At 73.5% G+C, this 16973-nt stretch carries 12 protein-coding genes; 11 read left to right on the plus strand and 1 reads right to left on the minus strand.

The features are described 5' to 3' along the window. Positions 1–67: 67 nt before the first annotated feature. The 11 genes from ACFU9E_RS26775 to ACFU9E_RS26825 all read left to right on the plus strand — a co-directional run bounded on the left by ACFU9E_RS26775 (position 68) and on the right by ACFU9E_RS26825 (position 15136). Positions 68–1750, plus strand: coding sequence for a sensor histidine kinase (locus ACFU9E_RS26775; protein ID WP_380686734.1), 1683 nt, complete (start codon positions 68–70; stop codon positions 1748–1750). Further along, complete coding sequence (locus ACFU9E_RS26780; protein ID WP_380686732.1) at positions 1750–2190, plus strand: roadblock/LC7 domain-containing protein; 441 nt, start codon at positions 1750–1752, stop codon at positions 2188–2190. Before ACFU9E_RS26775 ends, ACFU9E_RS26780 begins: the two co-directional genes overlap by 1 nt. Beyond that, complete coding sequence (locus tag ACFU9E_RS26785) at positions 2187–2576, plus strand: DUF742 domain-containing protein (protein ID WP_380686730.1); 390 nt, start codon at positions 2187–2189, stop codon at positions 2574–2576. The genes ACFU9E_RS26780 and ACFU9E_RS26785 overlap by 4 nt, the downstream gene beginning before the upstream one ends. Next, the gene (locus tag ACFU9E_RS26790; RefSeq protein WP_380686728.1) at positions 2557–3276 is read left to right on the plus strand and encodes an ATP/GTP-binding protein; all 720 of its coding nucleotides are present in this window, start codon (positions 2557–2559) and stop codon (positions 3274–3276) included. The genes ACFU9E_RS26785 and ACFU9E_RS26790 overlap by 20 nt, the downstream gene beginning before the upstream one ends. Continuing rightward, a complete protein-coding gene (locus tag ACFU9E_RS26795; RefSeq protein WP_380686726.1) occupies positions 3273–4517 on the plus strand; it encodes a cytochrome P450 in 1245 nt (414 codons plus the stop codon). The genes ACFU9E_RS26790 and ACFU9E_RS26795 overlap by 4 nt, the downstream gene beginning before the upstream one ends. A gap of 96 nt (positions 4518–4613) precedes the next feature. After that, positions 4614–5825, plus strand: coding sequence for a cytochrome P450 (locus ACFU9E_RS26800; protein ID WP_380686724.1), 1212 nt, complete (start codon positions 4614–4616; stop codon positions 5823–5825). A 321-nt stretch (positions 5826–6146) separates the two neighbouring features. Continuing rightward, positions 6147–7571 (plus strand): ABC transporter substrate-binding protein, encoded by a 1425-nt coding sequence (locus tag ACFU9E_RS26805; protein WP_380686722.1) that lies wholly within the window; start codon positions 6147–6149, stop codon positions 7569–7571. 237 nt (positions 7572–7808) lie between these two features. Then, positions 7809–8801: a carbohydrate ABC transporter permease gene (locus ACFU9E_RS26810; protein WP_380686986.1), complete on the plus strand. Its 993-nt coding sequence runs from the start codon at positions 7809–7811 to the stop codon at positions 8799–8801. After that, the gene (locus ACFU9E_RS26815) at positions 8798–9715 is read left to right on the plus strand and encodes a carbohydrate ABC transporter permease (protein WP_380686984.1); all 918 of its coding nucleotides are present in this window, start codon (positions 8798–8800) and stop codon (positions 9713–9715) included. The genes ACFU9E_RS26810 and ACFU9E_RS26815 overlap by 4 nt, the downstream gene beginning before the upstream one ends. 296 nt (positions 9716–10011) lie before the next feature. Beyond that, entirely contained in the window at positions 10012–13131 is a 3120-nt protein-coding gene (locus ACFU9E_RS26820; RefSeq protein WP_380686982.1) for an Ig-like domain-containing protein, read from the plus strand. 475 nt (positions 13132–13606) lie between these two features. After that, positions 13607–15136 carry a DUF4153 domain-containing protein gene (locus tag ACFU9E_RS26825; protein ID WP_380686980.1) on the plus strand — a complete coding sequence of 510 codons (1530 nt, stop codon included), beginning with the start codon at positions 13607–13609 and terminating at the stop codon, positions 15134–15136. Positions 15137–15367: 231 nt separating this feature from the next. On the opposite strand, the gene ACFU9E_RS26830 is transcribed toward ACFU9E_RS26825, so the two are convergent. Continuing rightward, positions 15368–16915: an MFS transporter gene (locus ACFU9E_RS26830; protein ID WP_380686456.1), complete on the minus strand. Its 1548-nt coding sequence runs from the start codon at positions 16913–16915 to the stop codon at positions 15368–15370. Positions 16916–16973 lie beyond the last annotated feature (58 nt).

The raw sequence follows: 16973 nt of genomic DNA on the forward strand, positions 1-16973 counted from the left end.
GAGACGTTTCACCACGTCGGCCGGGCGGTCGCGCATTCGCCCGACTTCTGCCGAGGACACCGCACCGATGACAGGACCCACCAGCCCCGACGGCGGGCCGCTCCGTCGACCCGACGTCCGCACCAGGGCCCTGACGGCGGCGGCCGCCCTGCTGGCGGCGGTGGTCGGGCCGGTCGGGGTGATGCGGGCGGTCGACGCCGGGCAGCCGGTGACCGCGGCCGCGGTGGTGGCCGTCACCGCGCTCTGGCTGATCGCCGTCTGGCAGGCCGGGAGCGCCACCGAGCGGGCCCGGCGGCTGGAGGCCGAGCTGGCCGGACAGGACGACGAGGCCATGACAGCGCTGGTCGTCGCCGGTGCGGCCAAGCAGGCCGAGACGGCCGCCAAGGCGCGGGCCGCCGCCGCGGAGGCCGAGCGGGACGAGGCACGGGCCGCGCTCGGGCGGGCCGAGGAGGAGGTCACGGCCGCCCGCGCGGACGCCGCCCGGGCCCGGGCACAGGCCGAGGCGGAGCGCGCCGAGCGGGCCGTCGTGGACCGGCTGGCCGACGAGGTGCTGCCCGAGGTGGTGAAGCGGCTGCGCACCGGCGCGACCGTGGACACCGCGCTGGCCGCCCACCGGGACCACCCCCAGCGCGCGCTGCTGCGCGCCGTCGCCGAGGAGATCGGCCGCGGCGAGCGGCTGCGGGCCGCCGCGCTGGCCGTCTGCGCGACTGCCGCGGGCCGGGTCCAGGCACTCGCCACGAGCATGCACGCCGAGCTGCGCGAGATGCAGCACCGGCACGACGAGGACGTCCTCGGCGACCTGCTGAGCCTGGACCACTCCACCGCCCAGGCGGGCCGGATGGCCGACAGCATCGCGGTGCTCACCGGCGCCCGCTCCGGCCGGCGCTGGGGCAAGCCGATCCCGGTGGAGTCGGTGCTGCGCGGTGCGCTCGGCCGGATCGGGGCCTACCAGCGGGTGCGGCTGCACAATGCCAGCACGGCCGCGGTGGCCGGGTTCGCCGCCGAGGGCGTGATGCACGCGCTGGCCGAACTGCTGGACAACGCGACCAACTTCTCCGCCCCGCCGGCCGAGGTGCACGTCTACGTCGAGGAGGTGCCGGCCGGTCTGGCGATCACCGTCGAGGACAGCGGCCTGGGCCTGAGCGACAGTTGGCTGCGCCGCGCCGAGCAGGCCGTCTCGGCGGAGGCGCTGGACCTCACCACGCTGTCGGCGGGCACCCGGATCGGCCTCGCGGTGGTCGGGGTGCTGGCCCGCAAGCACGGGCTGCAGATCTCCTTCCGGCCCTCCGCGCGCGGCGGCACCGGCGTGGTGATGCTGATCCCGCAGCAGCTGGTCACCCACCCCGCACCGGCGCCCGTCCCGGCCGACGCGCCCGCACCCGCGCCCGCGTCGGTACCCGCCGAACGGGCCGCGCGCCCCGCGCTCACCCCCGCCCGCCCGGCGCCCGCCACCTCCGTCCAGCCCCCCGCGGTGACGGACAGCGGGCTGCCGCAGCGCCGCCGCGGCCAGACGCTCGGCTCGGCCGCCCCTGCGGCCGCCCCGGCCGAGCGGGCCGCCCGACCCGACGCGGCGGGCGCCGCCGCCCGGTTCGGCGCCTTCCGCCGGGCCGCCCTGCCGGCCACGGACCGTGCACCGGCCACGGACGGCGCGTCGGCCGGGGCCGCCGCACCGGCCACCGGCACTCCGGGCGCCCGGTCCGCCACCGACCCCGCCTCCGACGTCTCCCCCGTCACCGAGAAGGACTCCTGATGAGCAGTGTCACCGACCGCGACCTCGACTGGCTGTTGGAAAACCTGCTGACCAGCACCCCCGGCACCCGGCACGCCCTGGTGCTCTCCGCCGACGGCCTCAAGCTCTGCCACACCTCCGGCCTCGACAACGACCGGGCCGACCAGCTCGCCGCCATCGCCTCCGGCCTGCAGAGCCTGGCGCACGGCGCGTCCGTCGAGTTCGGCGACGGCACCGGCGGGGTGCGGCAGTCGATGACCGAGTTCCACGGCGGCGTGCTGTGCATCGTGGCGGCCGGTGAGGGCGCCCACCTCGCCGTGGTCACCCACGAGGACGCCGACGTGGGCGTGGTCGGCCACAACATGCACGGGCTGATCGAGCAGATCGGCATCCACCTCAGCGCCCCGGCCCGGGAGGACGCCGCGGCCGCGCGGGCCGCCGACGGGAGCGCCCGGGCATGAGCGCGGGCCGGGGGAACACCGACGGACGGCCGGTCGTGCCGGGCCGGGACGACGACCCGGACCGCCTGTACACCATCACCAGGGGCCGCAGCCGAGCCCCGGAGAACGCGTTCGACCTGGTCACGCTGATCGTCGCCGAGCGGGAGCCGGAACCGGGCATGCAGTCGGAGCACGCGCGCATCCTGCGGATGTGCGAGGCGCCGACCGCCGTCGTGGAGCTCGCCGCGGAGCTGGCGCTGCCGGTGTCGGTGGTGAAGATCCTCCTCGGTGATCTGCTGGAGGCCGGGTCGATCACCGCCCGCCACCCCCGGTTCGCACCGACCAGGGCCCGGCTGCCCGATCTCGACACGCTGAAGCAGGTACTGCATGGACTCCAACAGCTCTGAGGACCGGGACGAGCGGCCGACCGGGCGGACGCCGCTGCGCCGCACCGCCGACAACGCGCTGAAGATCGTCGTGGTCGGCGGCTTCGGCGTGGGCAAGACCACCCTGGTCGGCGCGGTCAGCGAGATCCGTCCGCTGAACACCGAGGAGATCATGACCAAGGCCGGTGAGGGGATCGACGACCCCACCGGCGCCTGGGGCAAGCGGTCGACCACGGTCGCCTTCGACTTCGGCCGGATCACCCTCTCCGCCAGCCAGGTGCTGTACCTGTTCGGCGCGCCGGGGCAGGCACGGTTCCGGTTCCTCTGGGACCGGCTGTTCAACGGCGCCCTGGGCGCGGTGGTGCTGGTGGACACCCGGCGGCTGGAGGACTCCTGGTACGCCATCGACCGGCTGGAGCACCACGGCACCCCGTTCATCGTCGCCCGCAACAACTTCGGCGAGCCCACCCACACCCTGGAGCAGGTCCGCGCGGCGCTCGACCTGCCGCCCGAGGTGCCGCTGGTGGACTGCGACGCCCGGGACCGGGCGTCCGGCAAGCAGGTGCTGATCGAGCTGGTCCGTCATCTGACCGCCCGGGTCGAGGCCGAGCGGGCGGGTTCCCCCGCCGCCCTCCCCGCCGTCCCCGCCTGCCCCGCCCTCCCCGCTGTCCCCGTCGGCGCCGCCCCCGTCCTTGACGTCCTTGAGGAGAGCACCCCGTGACCGAGCCCGCCGCCACCCCGCCGCCGGGCTGCCCGGCGCACGCCGGTGCCGTCCCGCTGTACGGGCCGCGCTTCCAGACCGACCCGTCCCAGGTCTACCGGGAGATGCGGGCCGCGCACGGCCCGGTCGCACCGGTCGAGCTGGCCGGCGGGGTGCCGGCCTGGCTGGTGATCGGCTACCGAGAGCTCCAGTTGGTGACCGGTCAGCCGCAGCTGTTCGGCCGGGACTCCACCCGCTGGACTGGCTGGTCGGAGATCCCCGGCGACTGGCCGCTCAAGCCGATGATGGCCCCGGTGCCGTCGATCCTCTACGCCGAGGGCGAGGAGCACGTCCGGCGCTCGCGGGCGGTCACCGACGCGCTGGCCGCCGTCGACCCGTACGAGCTGCGCAGGCACTGCGAGGAGCTGGCCGACCGGCTGATCGACGAGTTCGCCGGGCGCGGCGAGGCGGACCTGGTGGCCGAGTACGCGCACCGGCTGCCGCTGCTGGTGCTCTGCCGGGTGCTCGGGCTGAGCGAGGAGCAGGCGCCGGTGCTCATCGAGGGCCTGCTGACCATGCTGGACGGCGGTGCGGACGCGCCCGCCGGTGCGCAGCGGCTGCTCGCGGTGATGCTGAGGCTGGTCGAGGAGAAGGCCGCGCACCCGGGCGAGGACATCGCCTCGCGGATGCTGGCGCACCCGGCGGGCCTGACCCACGAGGAGGTCATGCGGGACCTGCGGGTGCTGCTGATCGCCGGTCACCAGCCCTGCTCGTACTGGGTCTCCAACGCGCTGCGGCTGATGCTCACCGACGAGCGGTTCGCCGCCTCGCTGTCCGGCGGCCGGCGCAGCATCAGCCAGGCGCTGAACGAGGCGCTCTGGGAGGACACCCCGACGCAGATCTTCGCCGGCCGCTGGGCCGTGCGGGACACCCGGCTCGGCGGGCAGCGGATCGCCGCCGGGGACATGGTGCTGCTGGGCTTCGCGGGTGCCAACGCGGACCCCTCGGTGCGTCGGCCGGACGGGCGGCCGGCCGAGGGGAACCGGGCGTACCTGAGCTACTCGTACGGCGAGCACGGCTGCCCGTTCCCGGCGCAGGAGGCGGCCGAGGTGATCGCGACGACGGCGGTCGAGGTGCTGCTGGACCGGCTGCCGGACCTGCGCCTGGCGGTGGCCGAGCACGCGCTGGTGTGGCGGCCGTCCGCCTGGGTACGCGGGCTGGTGGCGTTGCCGGTGTCGTTCACCCCGGAGTACGCGGGCTGACGCGCGGCCGCCGGACCCCGGGCCCAGGGCCCCAGGGGCCGCTGGACCCCGCGACCGCTGGACCGCTGGACCCGAACCGAAGGAGAGTCGTAGCCGATGACCGCCCCCGCCCCGATCGCCCTCGATCCGCTGGCGCGCGACAACGCCGCCGAGGGCGCGTTGCTGCGCGCCGCCGGCCCGGTGGCGCCGGTGGAACTGCCCGGCGGAGTCGCCGCCTGGGCGGTGACGCGGCACGCGGCCGCCCGTGAGCTGCTGACCGACGCCCGGCTGGTGAAGGACGCCCGGCACTGGGCGGCCTACCGGCGCGGCGAGGTGCCGAGGACCTGGCCGCTGATCGGCCTCGCGGTGCCGGGCCCGAGCATGGTGACCACCGACGGCGCCGAGCACCGCCGGCTGCGCGCCCTGGTGGCGCACGCGTTCACCCCGCGTCAGGTGGAGCTGATGCGCCCGCGGGTGGAGGCGATCACCGGTGAGCTGCTGGACACCCTGGCGGCGGGGGAGCCGGTGGTGGACCTGAAGTCCGCCTTCGCCTTCCCGCTGCCGATGACGGTGATCTGCTCGCTGCTGGGCGTGCCGGAGTCGGAGCACGGCCGACTGCGGGACCTCTACGAGCGGTTCTTCGGCGCCCGGCCGAACCCCGAGGGCATCCAGGCGACCATCGCCGGGCTGAACGCCTTCGTCAACGGGCTGGTGGCGCAGCGCCGGGCGGTCCCGGGCGAGGACCTGGCGAGCGTGCTGCTGCTGGCCGACGCGGAGGGCGGGGCGCTGACCGACGCGGAGGCGGCGGCCACCCTGCGGGTGATCATCGCGGCGGGCCACGAGACCACGGTGAACCTGATCGGCAACGCGGTGCGGGCGCTGCTCTCCCACCCGGACCAGCTCGCGCTGGTGCGGGAGGGGAAGGTCGGCTGGGACGCGGTGGTGGAGGAGTCGCTCCGCTGGACGCCGCCGACCAGCAACTTCCTGTTCCGGTTCGCCGCCGAGGACGTGCCGGTGGGCGACACGGTGATTCCGGCGGGCGAGCCGGTGCTGATCTCGTACAACGCGATCGGCCGGGACCCGGCGCAGCACGGTGCGACCGCCGAGGTGTTCGACGTGACCCGGGACCCGATCCGGCACCTGTCCTTCGGGCACGGGCCGCACGTCTGCCCGGGGTCGCCGCTGGCCCGGCTGGAGGCGGGGATCGCGCTGCCGGCGCTGTTCGAGCGGTTCCCCGGGCTGTCGCTCGCGGTGCCGGACGAGGAGCTGCGGCCGAGCGGCTCGCTGGTGGTGAACGCGCTGAAGGAGCTTCCGGTCCGCCTGTTCTGAAGAAGAATCGTTTCTTCTCTCCGGCTCCGGTTGTTGACGCCCGGTCCCGCCCGGTCCCGCCCGGTCCCGCCCGGTTCCGCGCGGCCCGCCCGGCCCCGCTCCGTTCCTCCGGGCGGGGCCGGCGTTCCTCCGGACAGGGCCGGTCACAACCGGGACACCCGGGAGCGAAGGACGTTCCCGGACCTTGGCGGCGCGTGGCAGCTGCGTTAACGTCTTCAGATCGGCCGGCCGCCGCGTCCATGCCGAACGTCCAACTCCTGTACAGCGCAATGTCGTTCCGTCGTACAGCCGAGCGTTCACGCCCTGGCGAGGAGGACCGCGTTGACTCCCACCCCGACCGTGCCGTCCACGACCGCCCTGCCGCCCGCCGACCGTAGGCACCGGCGCCGCCCGCGCCGCCCGCTCGCGGCGGTGGCCCTGCTGGCCGCCGCCGCGCTGACCGCGGCCTGTTCCAACAGTTCGGACAGCTCCGGAAGTTCGGGAGGGTCGGGCGACGGCCGGACCCTCTCCGCCGACTGCGCCGCCTACCAGCCGTACGCCGGGCACTCGGGCAAGACGGTGACGGTCTTCGCCTCGATCCTCAGCCCCGAGTCGGACAACCTGGAGAAGTCCTGGGCGGACTTCGCGAGGTGCACCGGCATCAAGATCAGTTACGAGGGCAGCAACGACTTCGAGTCCCAGCTGCCGGTGAGGGTGAGCGGCGGCAACGCCCCGGACTTCGCGATCATCCCGCAGCCCGGCCTGCTGGCGCAGATGGTCAAGAGCGGCAAGGTGGTCAAGCCGCCGGAGCAGACCGTGGCCAACCAGGGGAAGTGGAGCCCGGTCTGGAAGGCCTACGGCTCGGTCAACGGCACCTTCTACGCCGCGCCGATGAGCGCCAACATGAAGTCCCTGGTCTGGTACTCGCCCAAGGCGTTCAAGCAGGCCGGCTACACCCCGCCGAAGACCTGGGCCGACCTGATGGCGCTCAGCGACACGATCGCCAAGGCGGGCGGTGGCAAGCCGTGGTGCGGCGGCATCGCCTCCGGCACGGCCACCGGCTGGCCGGCCACCGACTGGCTGGAGGAGGTGGTCCTCGGCTCGTACGGCGGTGAGGTGTACGACCAGTGGGTGAACCACCAGGTGAAGTTCTCCGACCCGAAGATCGCCGCGGCGATGAAGACGGTCGCCGACTGGATGCAGAACCCGGCCTGGGTCAACGGCGGCTACGGCGATGTGAAGTCGATCGCCACCACGACCTTCCAGGACGCGGGCGCGCCGATCCTCACCGGCAAGTGCTTCATGCTCCAGCAGGCCTCCTTCTACAAGGCGCAGTGGCCCAAGGAGACCAGGATCGGCCCGGACGGCGACATCTTCGCCTTCCCGCTGCCGGCGGTGAGCCCGTCGGTGGCCAACCCGGTCGAGGGCGGCGGCGAGTTCCTCACCGCGTTCGCGAACCGGCCCGAGGTGCAGGCGGTGCAGAACTACCTGTCCAGCAGCGAGTGGGCGAGCAGCCGGGTGCGGACCGCGACCGGCTGGGTTTCGGCCAACCAGGGCGTGGACAAGAGCCTGTACACCGATCCGATCGACCGGATCTCCGCCGACGCCCTCACCGACCCGGCGGCGACCTTCCGGTTCGACGGCTCGGACCTGATGCCGGCCGCGGTCGGCGCCGGGCAGGAGTGGAAGTCGCTCACCGCCTGGTTCGCCGAGGGGCAGTCGATCCAGAAGACCGCCGCGGACATCGACGCCGCCTGGCCGCAGTAGCGGCGCGCGGCGCAGGACCACCTGCCGAAGGGCGGTGCGGGGCCACCCACCCGCACCGCCCACCCCTCCCCGTGCTCCCCCCTCCCCGTGCTCCCGCCCTTCTCCGCGCCCCGGCCCTGCCCGCGCGCCCGGCCCTGCCGCCGCCCGCTGTCCCCGGCGTGCGCGGCCCCGGGTCTTCTCACCTTCCGTTCCTCCCGGTTCCCCGTTCCGCCCTCCGTTGGGAAAGGACGTCCCGCCATGTCCCTCTCCGCCGGCGCCTGGGGCGACGCGATGGTCAAGTTCGGCAACGGCTTCGGAGCGATCGCCGGCTTCCTCGGCATCCTGTTGCTGGTCTTCCTGGTCGCCGGGCGCGCCTCCGGCCGGCTCGCCCGCCCACTGGCCGTCCTGGTCCTGCTCGGCCCGGCCGTGGTGCTGCTGCTGGTCGGCCTGGTCGCGCCGCTGGTCCGCACGGTCTACCTGAGCTTCCACAGCGACGACAGCAGCCGGTTCGTCGGCGGCGAGAACTTCCGCTGGGCGCTGACCAACGACTCGGTGCGCGACGTCCTGGTCAACACCCTGCTGTGGCTGGTGATCGCCCCGCTGGCGGCCACCGGTCTCGGCCTTGTCCTGGCCCTGCTGGTGGACCGGATGCGCGGTCAGGCCGTCTACAAGTCGCTGCTCTTCATGCCGATGGCGATCTCGCTGGTCGGCGCCTCGATCATCTTCAAGTTCGTCTACGAGTCGCGCGACCCCTCGCAGCGGCAGATCGGTCTGCTCAGCCAGGTGGCGATCACGCTCGGCTGGGACGATCCGCCGAACTGGCTGCTCTCCCAGCCGCTCAACACCTTCCTGCTGATGGCCGTCATGGTGTGGGTGCAGACCGGCTTCGCGATGGTCGTGCTCTCGGCGGCGATCAAGGCGATCCCGGACGAGGTCACCGAGGCGGCCCGGCTGGACGGCGCCCGGGGCGTGCGGCTGTTCTGGTACGTCACCGTGCCGATGATCCGCACCACCGTGGTGGTGGTGCTGACCACGGTGATGATCACCACGCTGAAGGCCTTCGACATCGTCCGCACCATGACCGGCGGCAACTTCGGCACCCAGGTGCTGGCCAACGAGATGTACTCGCAGTCCTTCGTCCAGTTCAACACCGGGCGGGGCAGTGCCCTGGCGGTGCTCCTCTTCCTCGCGGTGCTGCCACTGGTGGCCTACAACATCCTCCAGCTGCGCAAGGAGCGTGCGGTCCGATGAGCGTACGGCGCGACGGCAACGCCGTCCGAAAGGCCTTCTCCTCCCCACTCGGCTCGGTCTTCGTGATCGTGGTGACGGTGCTGTGGACCGTTCCCACGCTCGGGCTGCTGGTCACCTCGCTGCGTCCCAAACAGGACGTCACCGCCGACGGCTGGTGGAACGCCCTGCTCCACCCGGACCTCGGCCTGGACAACTACCACACCGTGCTGTTCGAGGGCGGCTCCGGCGTCTCCACGGGGCTGATGCCCTTCCTGGTGAACTCGCTGGCGATCAGCGTGCCGGCCACGCTGTTCCCGCTGGTGCTGGCGGCGATGGCCGCGTACGCGCTGGCCTGGGTGCGGTTCCGGGGCAGCGACACGCTGTTCTTCGTGATCTTCGCGCTCCAGGTGGTGCCGCTGCAGATGGCGCTGATCCCGCTGCTCCAGCTGTTCTCGGGCGGGGCGCACCTGGGCTCGCTGACGCTGCTGCCGGCGCTGGACCTCAAGGGCACCTACGCGCCGGTCTGGCTGGCGCACACCATGTTCGCGCTGCCGCTGGCGATCTTCCTGCTGCACAACTTCATCGCCCAGCTGCCGCGCGACCTGATGGAGGCGGCGGTGGTGGACGGCGCCTCGCACATGAAGATCTTCCGCTCGATCGTGCTGCCGCTCTGCACCCCCGCGCTGGCCTCGTTCGCGATCTTCCAGTTCCTCTGGGTCTGGAACGACCTGCTGGTGGCGCTCACCTTCGCCGGCGGCACACCGGAGGTGGCGCCGATGACGGTCCGACTGGCGCAGCTGTCCGGCTCCTTCGGCGGGCGGTGGGAACTGCTCACGGCGGGGGCGTTCCTGTCGATCGTGATCCCGCTGGGGGTGTTCTTCGCGCTCCAGCGCTACTTCGTGCGGGGGCTGCTGGCCGGGTCGGTCAAGGGGTGACCCCGGCTCCGCCCCGGGGCCGGTGGGGCTTTTCCCGGGGCCGGTGGGGCGTTGCCCGGGGCCGGTGGGGCGTTGCCCGGGGAGGACGTCGGGGTTCACGCCGTCCGATGGCGAATGTGGTGATTTTGTGGACACGGCCGACGGGCAACCGGTACACCGTTAGGGGGAGTTGGCCGAGATGAAACAGGGGGGCGGTCATGGCGGACGCGGGTACCGGCATGCGCGCACGAGCGGGTACGGGCGGCGCGGGCAGAGGTGGCGACAGAGGCAGGGGCGGATCGTGGCGGCGGCGGGCGGTGGGCCTGCTCGCGGCGCTCGCCACCGCCGCGGCGCTGGCCACCGGACCGGGCGCGCCCCCGGCGGCGGCCGCCACGGCGACGCTGGGCCCCACCGAGGCCGGCGTCCGCACCGACACCGCCGACTCCCACTACCTCAACGCCTCGCGCTACGTGACCGGTTCGTCCGGCGGCACGGTCAGCGGCATCTCGGTGTACGTGGACAGCGTGGACGCCGCACCCAACGACCGGTTCCAGACGGCGATCTACCAGGACGACGGCGGCAGTCCGGGGGCCCTGCTGGCGAGCAGCGACACCGCGACCCTCACCGGGCCGGGCTGGAACAGCGTCCCGGTGACGGCCACCCTGGCCGCCAACACCCCCTACTGGCTGGCCTACAACACCAACGGCTCCGGCCCCACCGTCAACAACCTGCGCTACGCCCCGGGCGGCACCAGCGCCTACGGCAACGCCGGCCAGCCGTTCGGCAGCTGGCCGACCACCGCGGGCCCGGTCACCACGATCGCCACCAGCTTCTCGATCCACGCCACGTACACCACCGCCGAGGTGGCCCCGTCCGATCCGGCCCCGGGCGTCGGGCCGGGCGCGGAGGGCCCGATCCTGCTGGTCACCAGCCAGGCCAACCCGTACACCCGCTACCTGGCGGAGATCCTCAAGGCGGAGGGCCTGAACGCCTACCGCCAGGTGGACGTCTCCGCCGTCACCAGCGCCGTACTGGCCTCCGCCGACGTGGTGCTGCTCGGCGAGACGCCGCTCACCGCAGCCCAGGCGAACCTGTTCAGCACCTGGACCAACGCCGGCGGACAGCTGGTGGCGATGCGCCCGGACAAGCAGCTCGCGCCGCTGTTCGGCCTCACCCCGGTGTCCGGCACCCGCGCCGACGCCTACCTGAAGGTGAACACCGCGGCCGCGCCCGGCGCCGGGATCACCGGCGACACCATGGGCTACCACGGAGCCGCCGACCTCTACGCGCTGAGCGGTGCCACCGCCGTCGCCACCCTGTACAGCGACGCGGCGACCGCGACCGCCAACCCGGCGGTCGCCCTGCGCGCGGCCGGCAGCGGCCGGGCCGCCGCGTTCAGCTACGACCTGGCCAAGTCGGTGGTGCAGACCCGTCAGGGCAACCCCGCCTGGGCCGGTCAGCAGCGCGACGGCGTCGACGGCTACGAGGCCAGCGAGATGTTCTTCGGCACCGGCGGGCAGCCGGACTGGAACGACCTGGACAAGGCGCTGATCCCGATCGCCGACGAGCAGCAGCGGCTGCTCGCCAACCTGCTCACCCAACTGGCCTCCGGCGACAAGCCGCTGCCCCGGTTCTGGTACTTCCCGCGCGACGTCAAGGCCGTCGTGGTGATGACCGGCGACGACCACGGCGTCGGCGGCACGGCCGGCCGCTGGGACGGCTACCTCGCACAGAGCCCGCCCGGCTGCTCGGTCGCCAACTGGGAGTGCGTGCGCGGCTCCTCGTACATCTACACGGACGACCCGCTCACCCCGGCGCAGGCCAAGGCCTACAGCGACCAGGGCTTCGAGGTCGGCGTGCACGTCACCACCAACTGCCGCCCCTGGGGCGGCACCGCGGTCCTGCAGGGCTACTACCGCGACCAGTTGGCCGCCTGGCGGGCCAAGTACCCCAACCTGCCGAACCCGTCGAGCAGCCGCACGCACTGCGTGGAGTGGGACGACTGGGCCACCCAGGCGAAGACCAAGCTGGCCAACGGCATCCGGCTGGACACCGACTACTACTTCTACCCGTCGAGCTTCACCCAGGACCGGCCCGGCTACTTCAACGGCACCGCCCAGATCATGCGCTTCGCCGACACCGACGGCAGCGTGATCGACGAGTACCAGGCCACCACCCAGCTCACCGACGAGTCCGGCCAGTCGTACCCAGGCACCGTCACCACGCTGCTCGACGCGGCGTACGGCGCCCAGGGCTACTACGCGGCGCTGACCGCCAACATCCACACCGACTTCGCCGCCTCCGCCGCCTCGGACGCGGTCGTCGCGGCGGCCAGGGCGCGGGGCGTGCCGGTGGTGTCCGGCCGGCAGATGCTCACCTGGCTGGACGGGCGCAACGGTTCGGCATTCGGCAGGCTGGCCTGGCACCCGAGTGCCCCGGGCGGGGGCTCGCTGACCTTCGACATCACCGGCGGGGCCACCGGGCTGCGCGCCATGCTGCCGTTCAACGCGGCCGCCGGCACGCTCACCGGCATCACCTCCGGGGGCCGCCAGGTGCAGTACCGGGTCGAGACGGTCAAGGGCGTGGCATACGCGTTCTTCGACGGCGCGGCGGGCTCGTACACGGCCGACTACGGCCACGACGACACCGCGCCGACTGTGCTCGGCACCACCCCGGCCGCCGGGGCGAGCGGGGTGGCTCCGGGCGCGGCGGTGCGGTTCTCCTTCGGGGAGCCGCTGGACCCGGCGAGCGTGACCGGCGGGTCCGTCACCCTGCGGCCCGCCGCGGGCGGCGCGGCCGTCGTGGGGACGGTGGGCTACGACGCGTCGACGGCGAGCGTGGTGTTCACCCCGGGCGCCCCGCTGGCGCTGACCACCGGGTACACCGCGACCGTCCAGGGCGTGCGGGACCTCGCCGGGAACGCGCTGGCGGGTCCGTTCGCGGTCTCGTTCACCACCGGGGGAGCGGAGCCGCGCACGATCGGGAACGTGGCGGTGGGCTCGCTGATCGACGACACCGACTCCAACCACCTGAACGGCAGCCGGGTGACCACCGGCGCCGACCCGGTGGCGCTCACCTCGCTGAGCGTGCACGTCGGTCCGGTCAACGCGGCGCCCGACAACCGGTACCAGCTGGCCGTCTACACCGACGAGGGCGGTTCGCCCGGAACGCTGGTCGCCAGTACGGGGACCGGCACGCTGACGGCCAACGCGTGGAACTCGCTGCCGGTGGACCTCACGCTGAGCGCCCGCACCTCGTACTGGTTCGTCTACAACAGCAACGGGGCGAGCTCGACGGTCAACAACATGAACTACTCGACGGGTGCCGCCGGGCAGGGCGCGTACAGCAACACGGTGGTGCCGTTCGGGACGTGGCCGGCGGACTTCGGGCCCTCGGTGAGGGACTCGTTCCAGTACTCGCTGTTCGGGACGTACTGAGCGCGCGGCGGCGCCGATCGGCCGGCGCCGGCCGGCTCCGGTCGGTCTCCGATCGGCCGGCCGGGCTCCGATCGGGCTCTGATCGTTGCTCAGGAGTGCGTCGGGACATCGGACCCGGTTCTGTCACAGGGGTGTGACGGAGCCGGGTCCGGCATTTTTGAACCTGTTCAGAATGGTCTACAGTCGGCATCGGCCGTGGCGCCCGGTGCCTTCACCGGTGTGGTTCCGCGTGCTCGTCGGCGGACCGCCCGGAGGGTGGCTTCCGCACGCCCACCCGACCATTGAGGGGGAAGCCATGTCCGGATTCAGCACGCCCGCCGCGGACGGAGTGCCGCCCGGCGGCGGCGCCGGGGCCGGTTCTGTGCCCGGGGCCGCGTCCGGGGCCGCGCCGGGTCGCGGGCCCGCCTCCGGTTACGGCCCCGGTGCCGGCCACGGTCCCGGTTACGGCCCCGGTCCCGCCGCCGGACCGTACCGGGTGCCCGGTACGCCCGCGCCGCAGCCGTTCGCCTGGCTGCGGCCCAGCGACCCGGACAAGAAGGCCCCGGTTACCGGCCGGACGGTGCTGGCGGCGGTGCTGGCCGGCCTGCTCACCTCCTGGCTCCTGATCGACGGACTCGGCGTCAACCTGCTGCTCTGCGCGGCGTTCACCGCCGCCGGTGCCGGGATCGCCGCCCGCGAGGCCGGCCGCCGGCTGCGCGTCTGGACGGTCGTGTGGAGCGCGATGGCACTCGCCCTGCTCGCAGTCCCGGCGCGGTACGAGGCCGGCTGGCCGGTGCTGCTGAGCACCGTCCTGGCGCTCGGCCTGGCCTCGCTCGCGCTGCACGGCGGGCGGCGCTGGAGCGGTGTCCTGCTCGCGCTGCCGGGCGTGCTCTGGCAGCTCGTGCCGGCCCTGGTGTGGGCGCGGGCGAGCCTGCGGGCCCGCGGCGGGAACAGCCGCGCCCGGGTGGTGCCGGTGCTCAAGGGGGTCGTGGTGGCGGCCGTGCTGCTTGCCGTCTTCGGCGCCCTGTTCGCCAGTGCCGACGCCGCCATGGCCGACGTCCTCGGAAGCCTGGTGCCCAGCCTGGACTTCGGCCGGCTCCCCGCTCGGGTGGCCCTGTTCGTGCTCGGTCTGGCGACCGCGCTGGGCTTCGCCCACATCGCGGCCGGCCCGCGCCGCTGGGACCGCACGCGGGTCCGGCCGGGCCGGGCCAGGGGCCGGACGGAGTGGGCGCTGCCGCTGGTCGCGCTGAACCTGATGTTCGGCGCCTTCGCGGTGGTGCAGGGTGTGGTGGTGCTCGGCGGCGGCGAGTCGGTGCTGGAGCGCACCGGGATGAGCCGCTCCGAGTACGCCCGGCAGGGCTTCTGGCAGCTGCTCGTGGTCACCGTGCTGGCCCTGGTGGTGGTCGCGGTCGCCAAGCGCTGGGCGCCGCGCGGGACCGGGACCGACCGCCGGCTGGCGCGGTTGCTGCTCGTCGCGCTCTGCCTGCTCACCCTGGTCGTGGTGGCTTCGGCGCTCGGCCGGATGTGGTTCTACGTGGACGCCTCCGGGCTGACCACGCTTCGGCTCTGGGTGCTGGCGGTCGAACTGTGGCTGGGGGTGGTCTTCCTGCTGCTGGTCGCGGCGGGCCTGACCCCGTCGGCCGGCTGGCTGCCCCGCGCGGTGGTGCTCAGCGCGGCGCTGGCCGCCGCCGGGTACGGGCTGATCGGGCCGGACGCCCTGGTCGCGGAGCACAACGTGGCCCGCTTCGAGCGGACCGGGCAGATCGACCTGCGCAATGTCCGCGGCCTCTCACCGGACGCCGTCCCGGCCCTGGACCGGCTGCCGGGCGACTACCGGACCTGCGCGCTGAACGTCGTCGCCGCCGACCTGGCGCAGGACGGTCCGACCCCCTGGTACGCCACCAGCCTGGCCGGGGCCCGGGCCCGGGACATCCTCGCCGATCGCCCGGCGGCCGACCGCCTCTCGGACGGGAAGAGCGCCTGTGACCGGGTCGGGCTGCGCCCAGGCCGCACCTTCGGCGGCTGAGCCCGGCCGGGGATCGGTGCGGGGGCGGGGATCGGTACGGGGGGATCGGTGCTGGGCGGGGGACGGCGAGGGCCGGCCGGGAGCGTGCTGCTCCCGGCCGGCCCCTGCCCGTCCGGTCCGCCTCCCCCCGGGAGGGCGGCCGGTCGGTGCGTCGTGACGCGGTCGGTGCGTGTCGCGACGCGGTCGGTGCGTCGTGACGTCGGTGCGTCGTGACGTCAGTTCATCGTGAGGTCAGTGCATCGCGACGCCGGCGGTGTCCGACGGCAGGTCGGCGGCCTTGGCCTTGATGACGACGACGGCGACCACGAAGGCGAGGCCCGCCAGCGCGGCGCCCGCGATGAAGCCGTGCGAGATGCCCTGTGCGAGCACCTCGTTGGCCGCGGCAGTGCCCTTGGGGAACTCCTGCTTCTCCATCAGCCAGGCCTTCTGCTCCGGCGTGGCGGTGGCCATGAAGGCGGGCACCTGCGCCTTGGCCTCGCTGGTCGCGTAGTGCGCGAACACCGTGGTCAGGATCGACAGGCCGAGCGAACCGCCGATCTGCTGCATGGAGTTCAGCAGGCCGGAGGCGGCGCCGGTCTCCTGGCCGGAGACGCCCGCGACGGAGAGCAGCATCACCGGGACGAAGATCAGGCCCATGCCGAAGCCGAAGACCACCGTCGGGCCGAGGATCCCGTCCACGTAGCCGCTGTCCGCGTTCATGAAGGTCAGCCAGGAGAGCCCGACGGCGACCAGCAGCGCGCCACCCGCCATGAACGGCTTCGGGCCGTACTTGACCTGCAGGCTGGAGGCGATCTGGGCGGCCACGATGATGGACGCGCTGATCGGCATGAACGCGAAGCCGGCCTTGAGCGGGCTGTAGTCCAGCGGGCCCTGCACGAAGAGGGTGATGTAGAAGAAGATTCCGAACATGGCGGCGGCCACGCAGAGCATCATCACCAGGCCGCCGGTGCGGTTCCGGTCGGCGAACAGCCTCAGCGGGGTGATCGGCTGCGCGGTCCGGCGCTCGATGATCACGAACGCGACCAGCAGGATCACACCGGCGGCGAAGGAGCCGAGCGTCAGCCCGTCCTTCCAGCCGTCCGACGCGGCGCGGATGAAGCCGTAGACCAGGCCGACCAGGCCGAGCGTCGAGGTGAGCGCGCCGGGCAGGTCGAAGCGGCCCGGGTGGCGCTCGGACTCGGCGATGTAGCGCGGCGCGGCGAAGGCGATGAGCACCGCGATCGGCACGTTGACGAAGAAGACCCAGCGCCAGTCGAGGTACTCGGTCAGCACACCGCCGGCCAGCAGGCCGATCGCGGCGCCGGAACCGGCCACCGCCGAGAACACTCCGAAGGCCCGGTTGCGTTCGGGCCCTTCGTCGAAGTTGGTGGCGATCAGGGCGAAGGCCGTCGGTGAGCAGATCGCGCCGCCGATGCCCTGGAGCGCGCGGGCGGCCAGCAGCATGCCGCCGTCCTGTGCGAAGCCGCCGAGCAGCGAGGCCAGGCCGAACAGCAGCGTGCCGGCGATGAAGACCCGGCGCCGGCCGAGGATGTCGCCCGCGCGTCCACCGAGCAGCAGCAGGCCGCCGAAGGTCAGGGTGTAGGCGTTGATCACCCATGACAGGTTGGTGGTGGAGAAGTCCAGGGCGTCCCTGATCTGCGGCAGGGCGATGTTCACGATGGTGGCGTCGAGCACCACCATCAACTGCGAGGCCGCGATGACGGCCAGGGTGATGCCCTTGTGCGCGCTGCGGCCACCTTGCGGTGGAGAGTTCTTGCTGAGCGTGTCGGAGATAGCCAAGTTGATGCCCCCTGCTGGCTATTGCTTCGTATGCTGCGGACCTTGGGGTCCGGCGCGG

The organism is Kitasatospora sp. NPDC057595 (assembly GCF_042800875.1).
Classification (GTDB): Bacteria; Actinomycetota; Actinomycetes; order Streptomycetales; family Streptomycetaceae; genus Kitasatospora.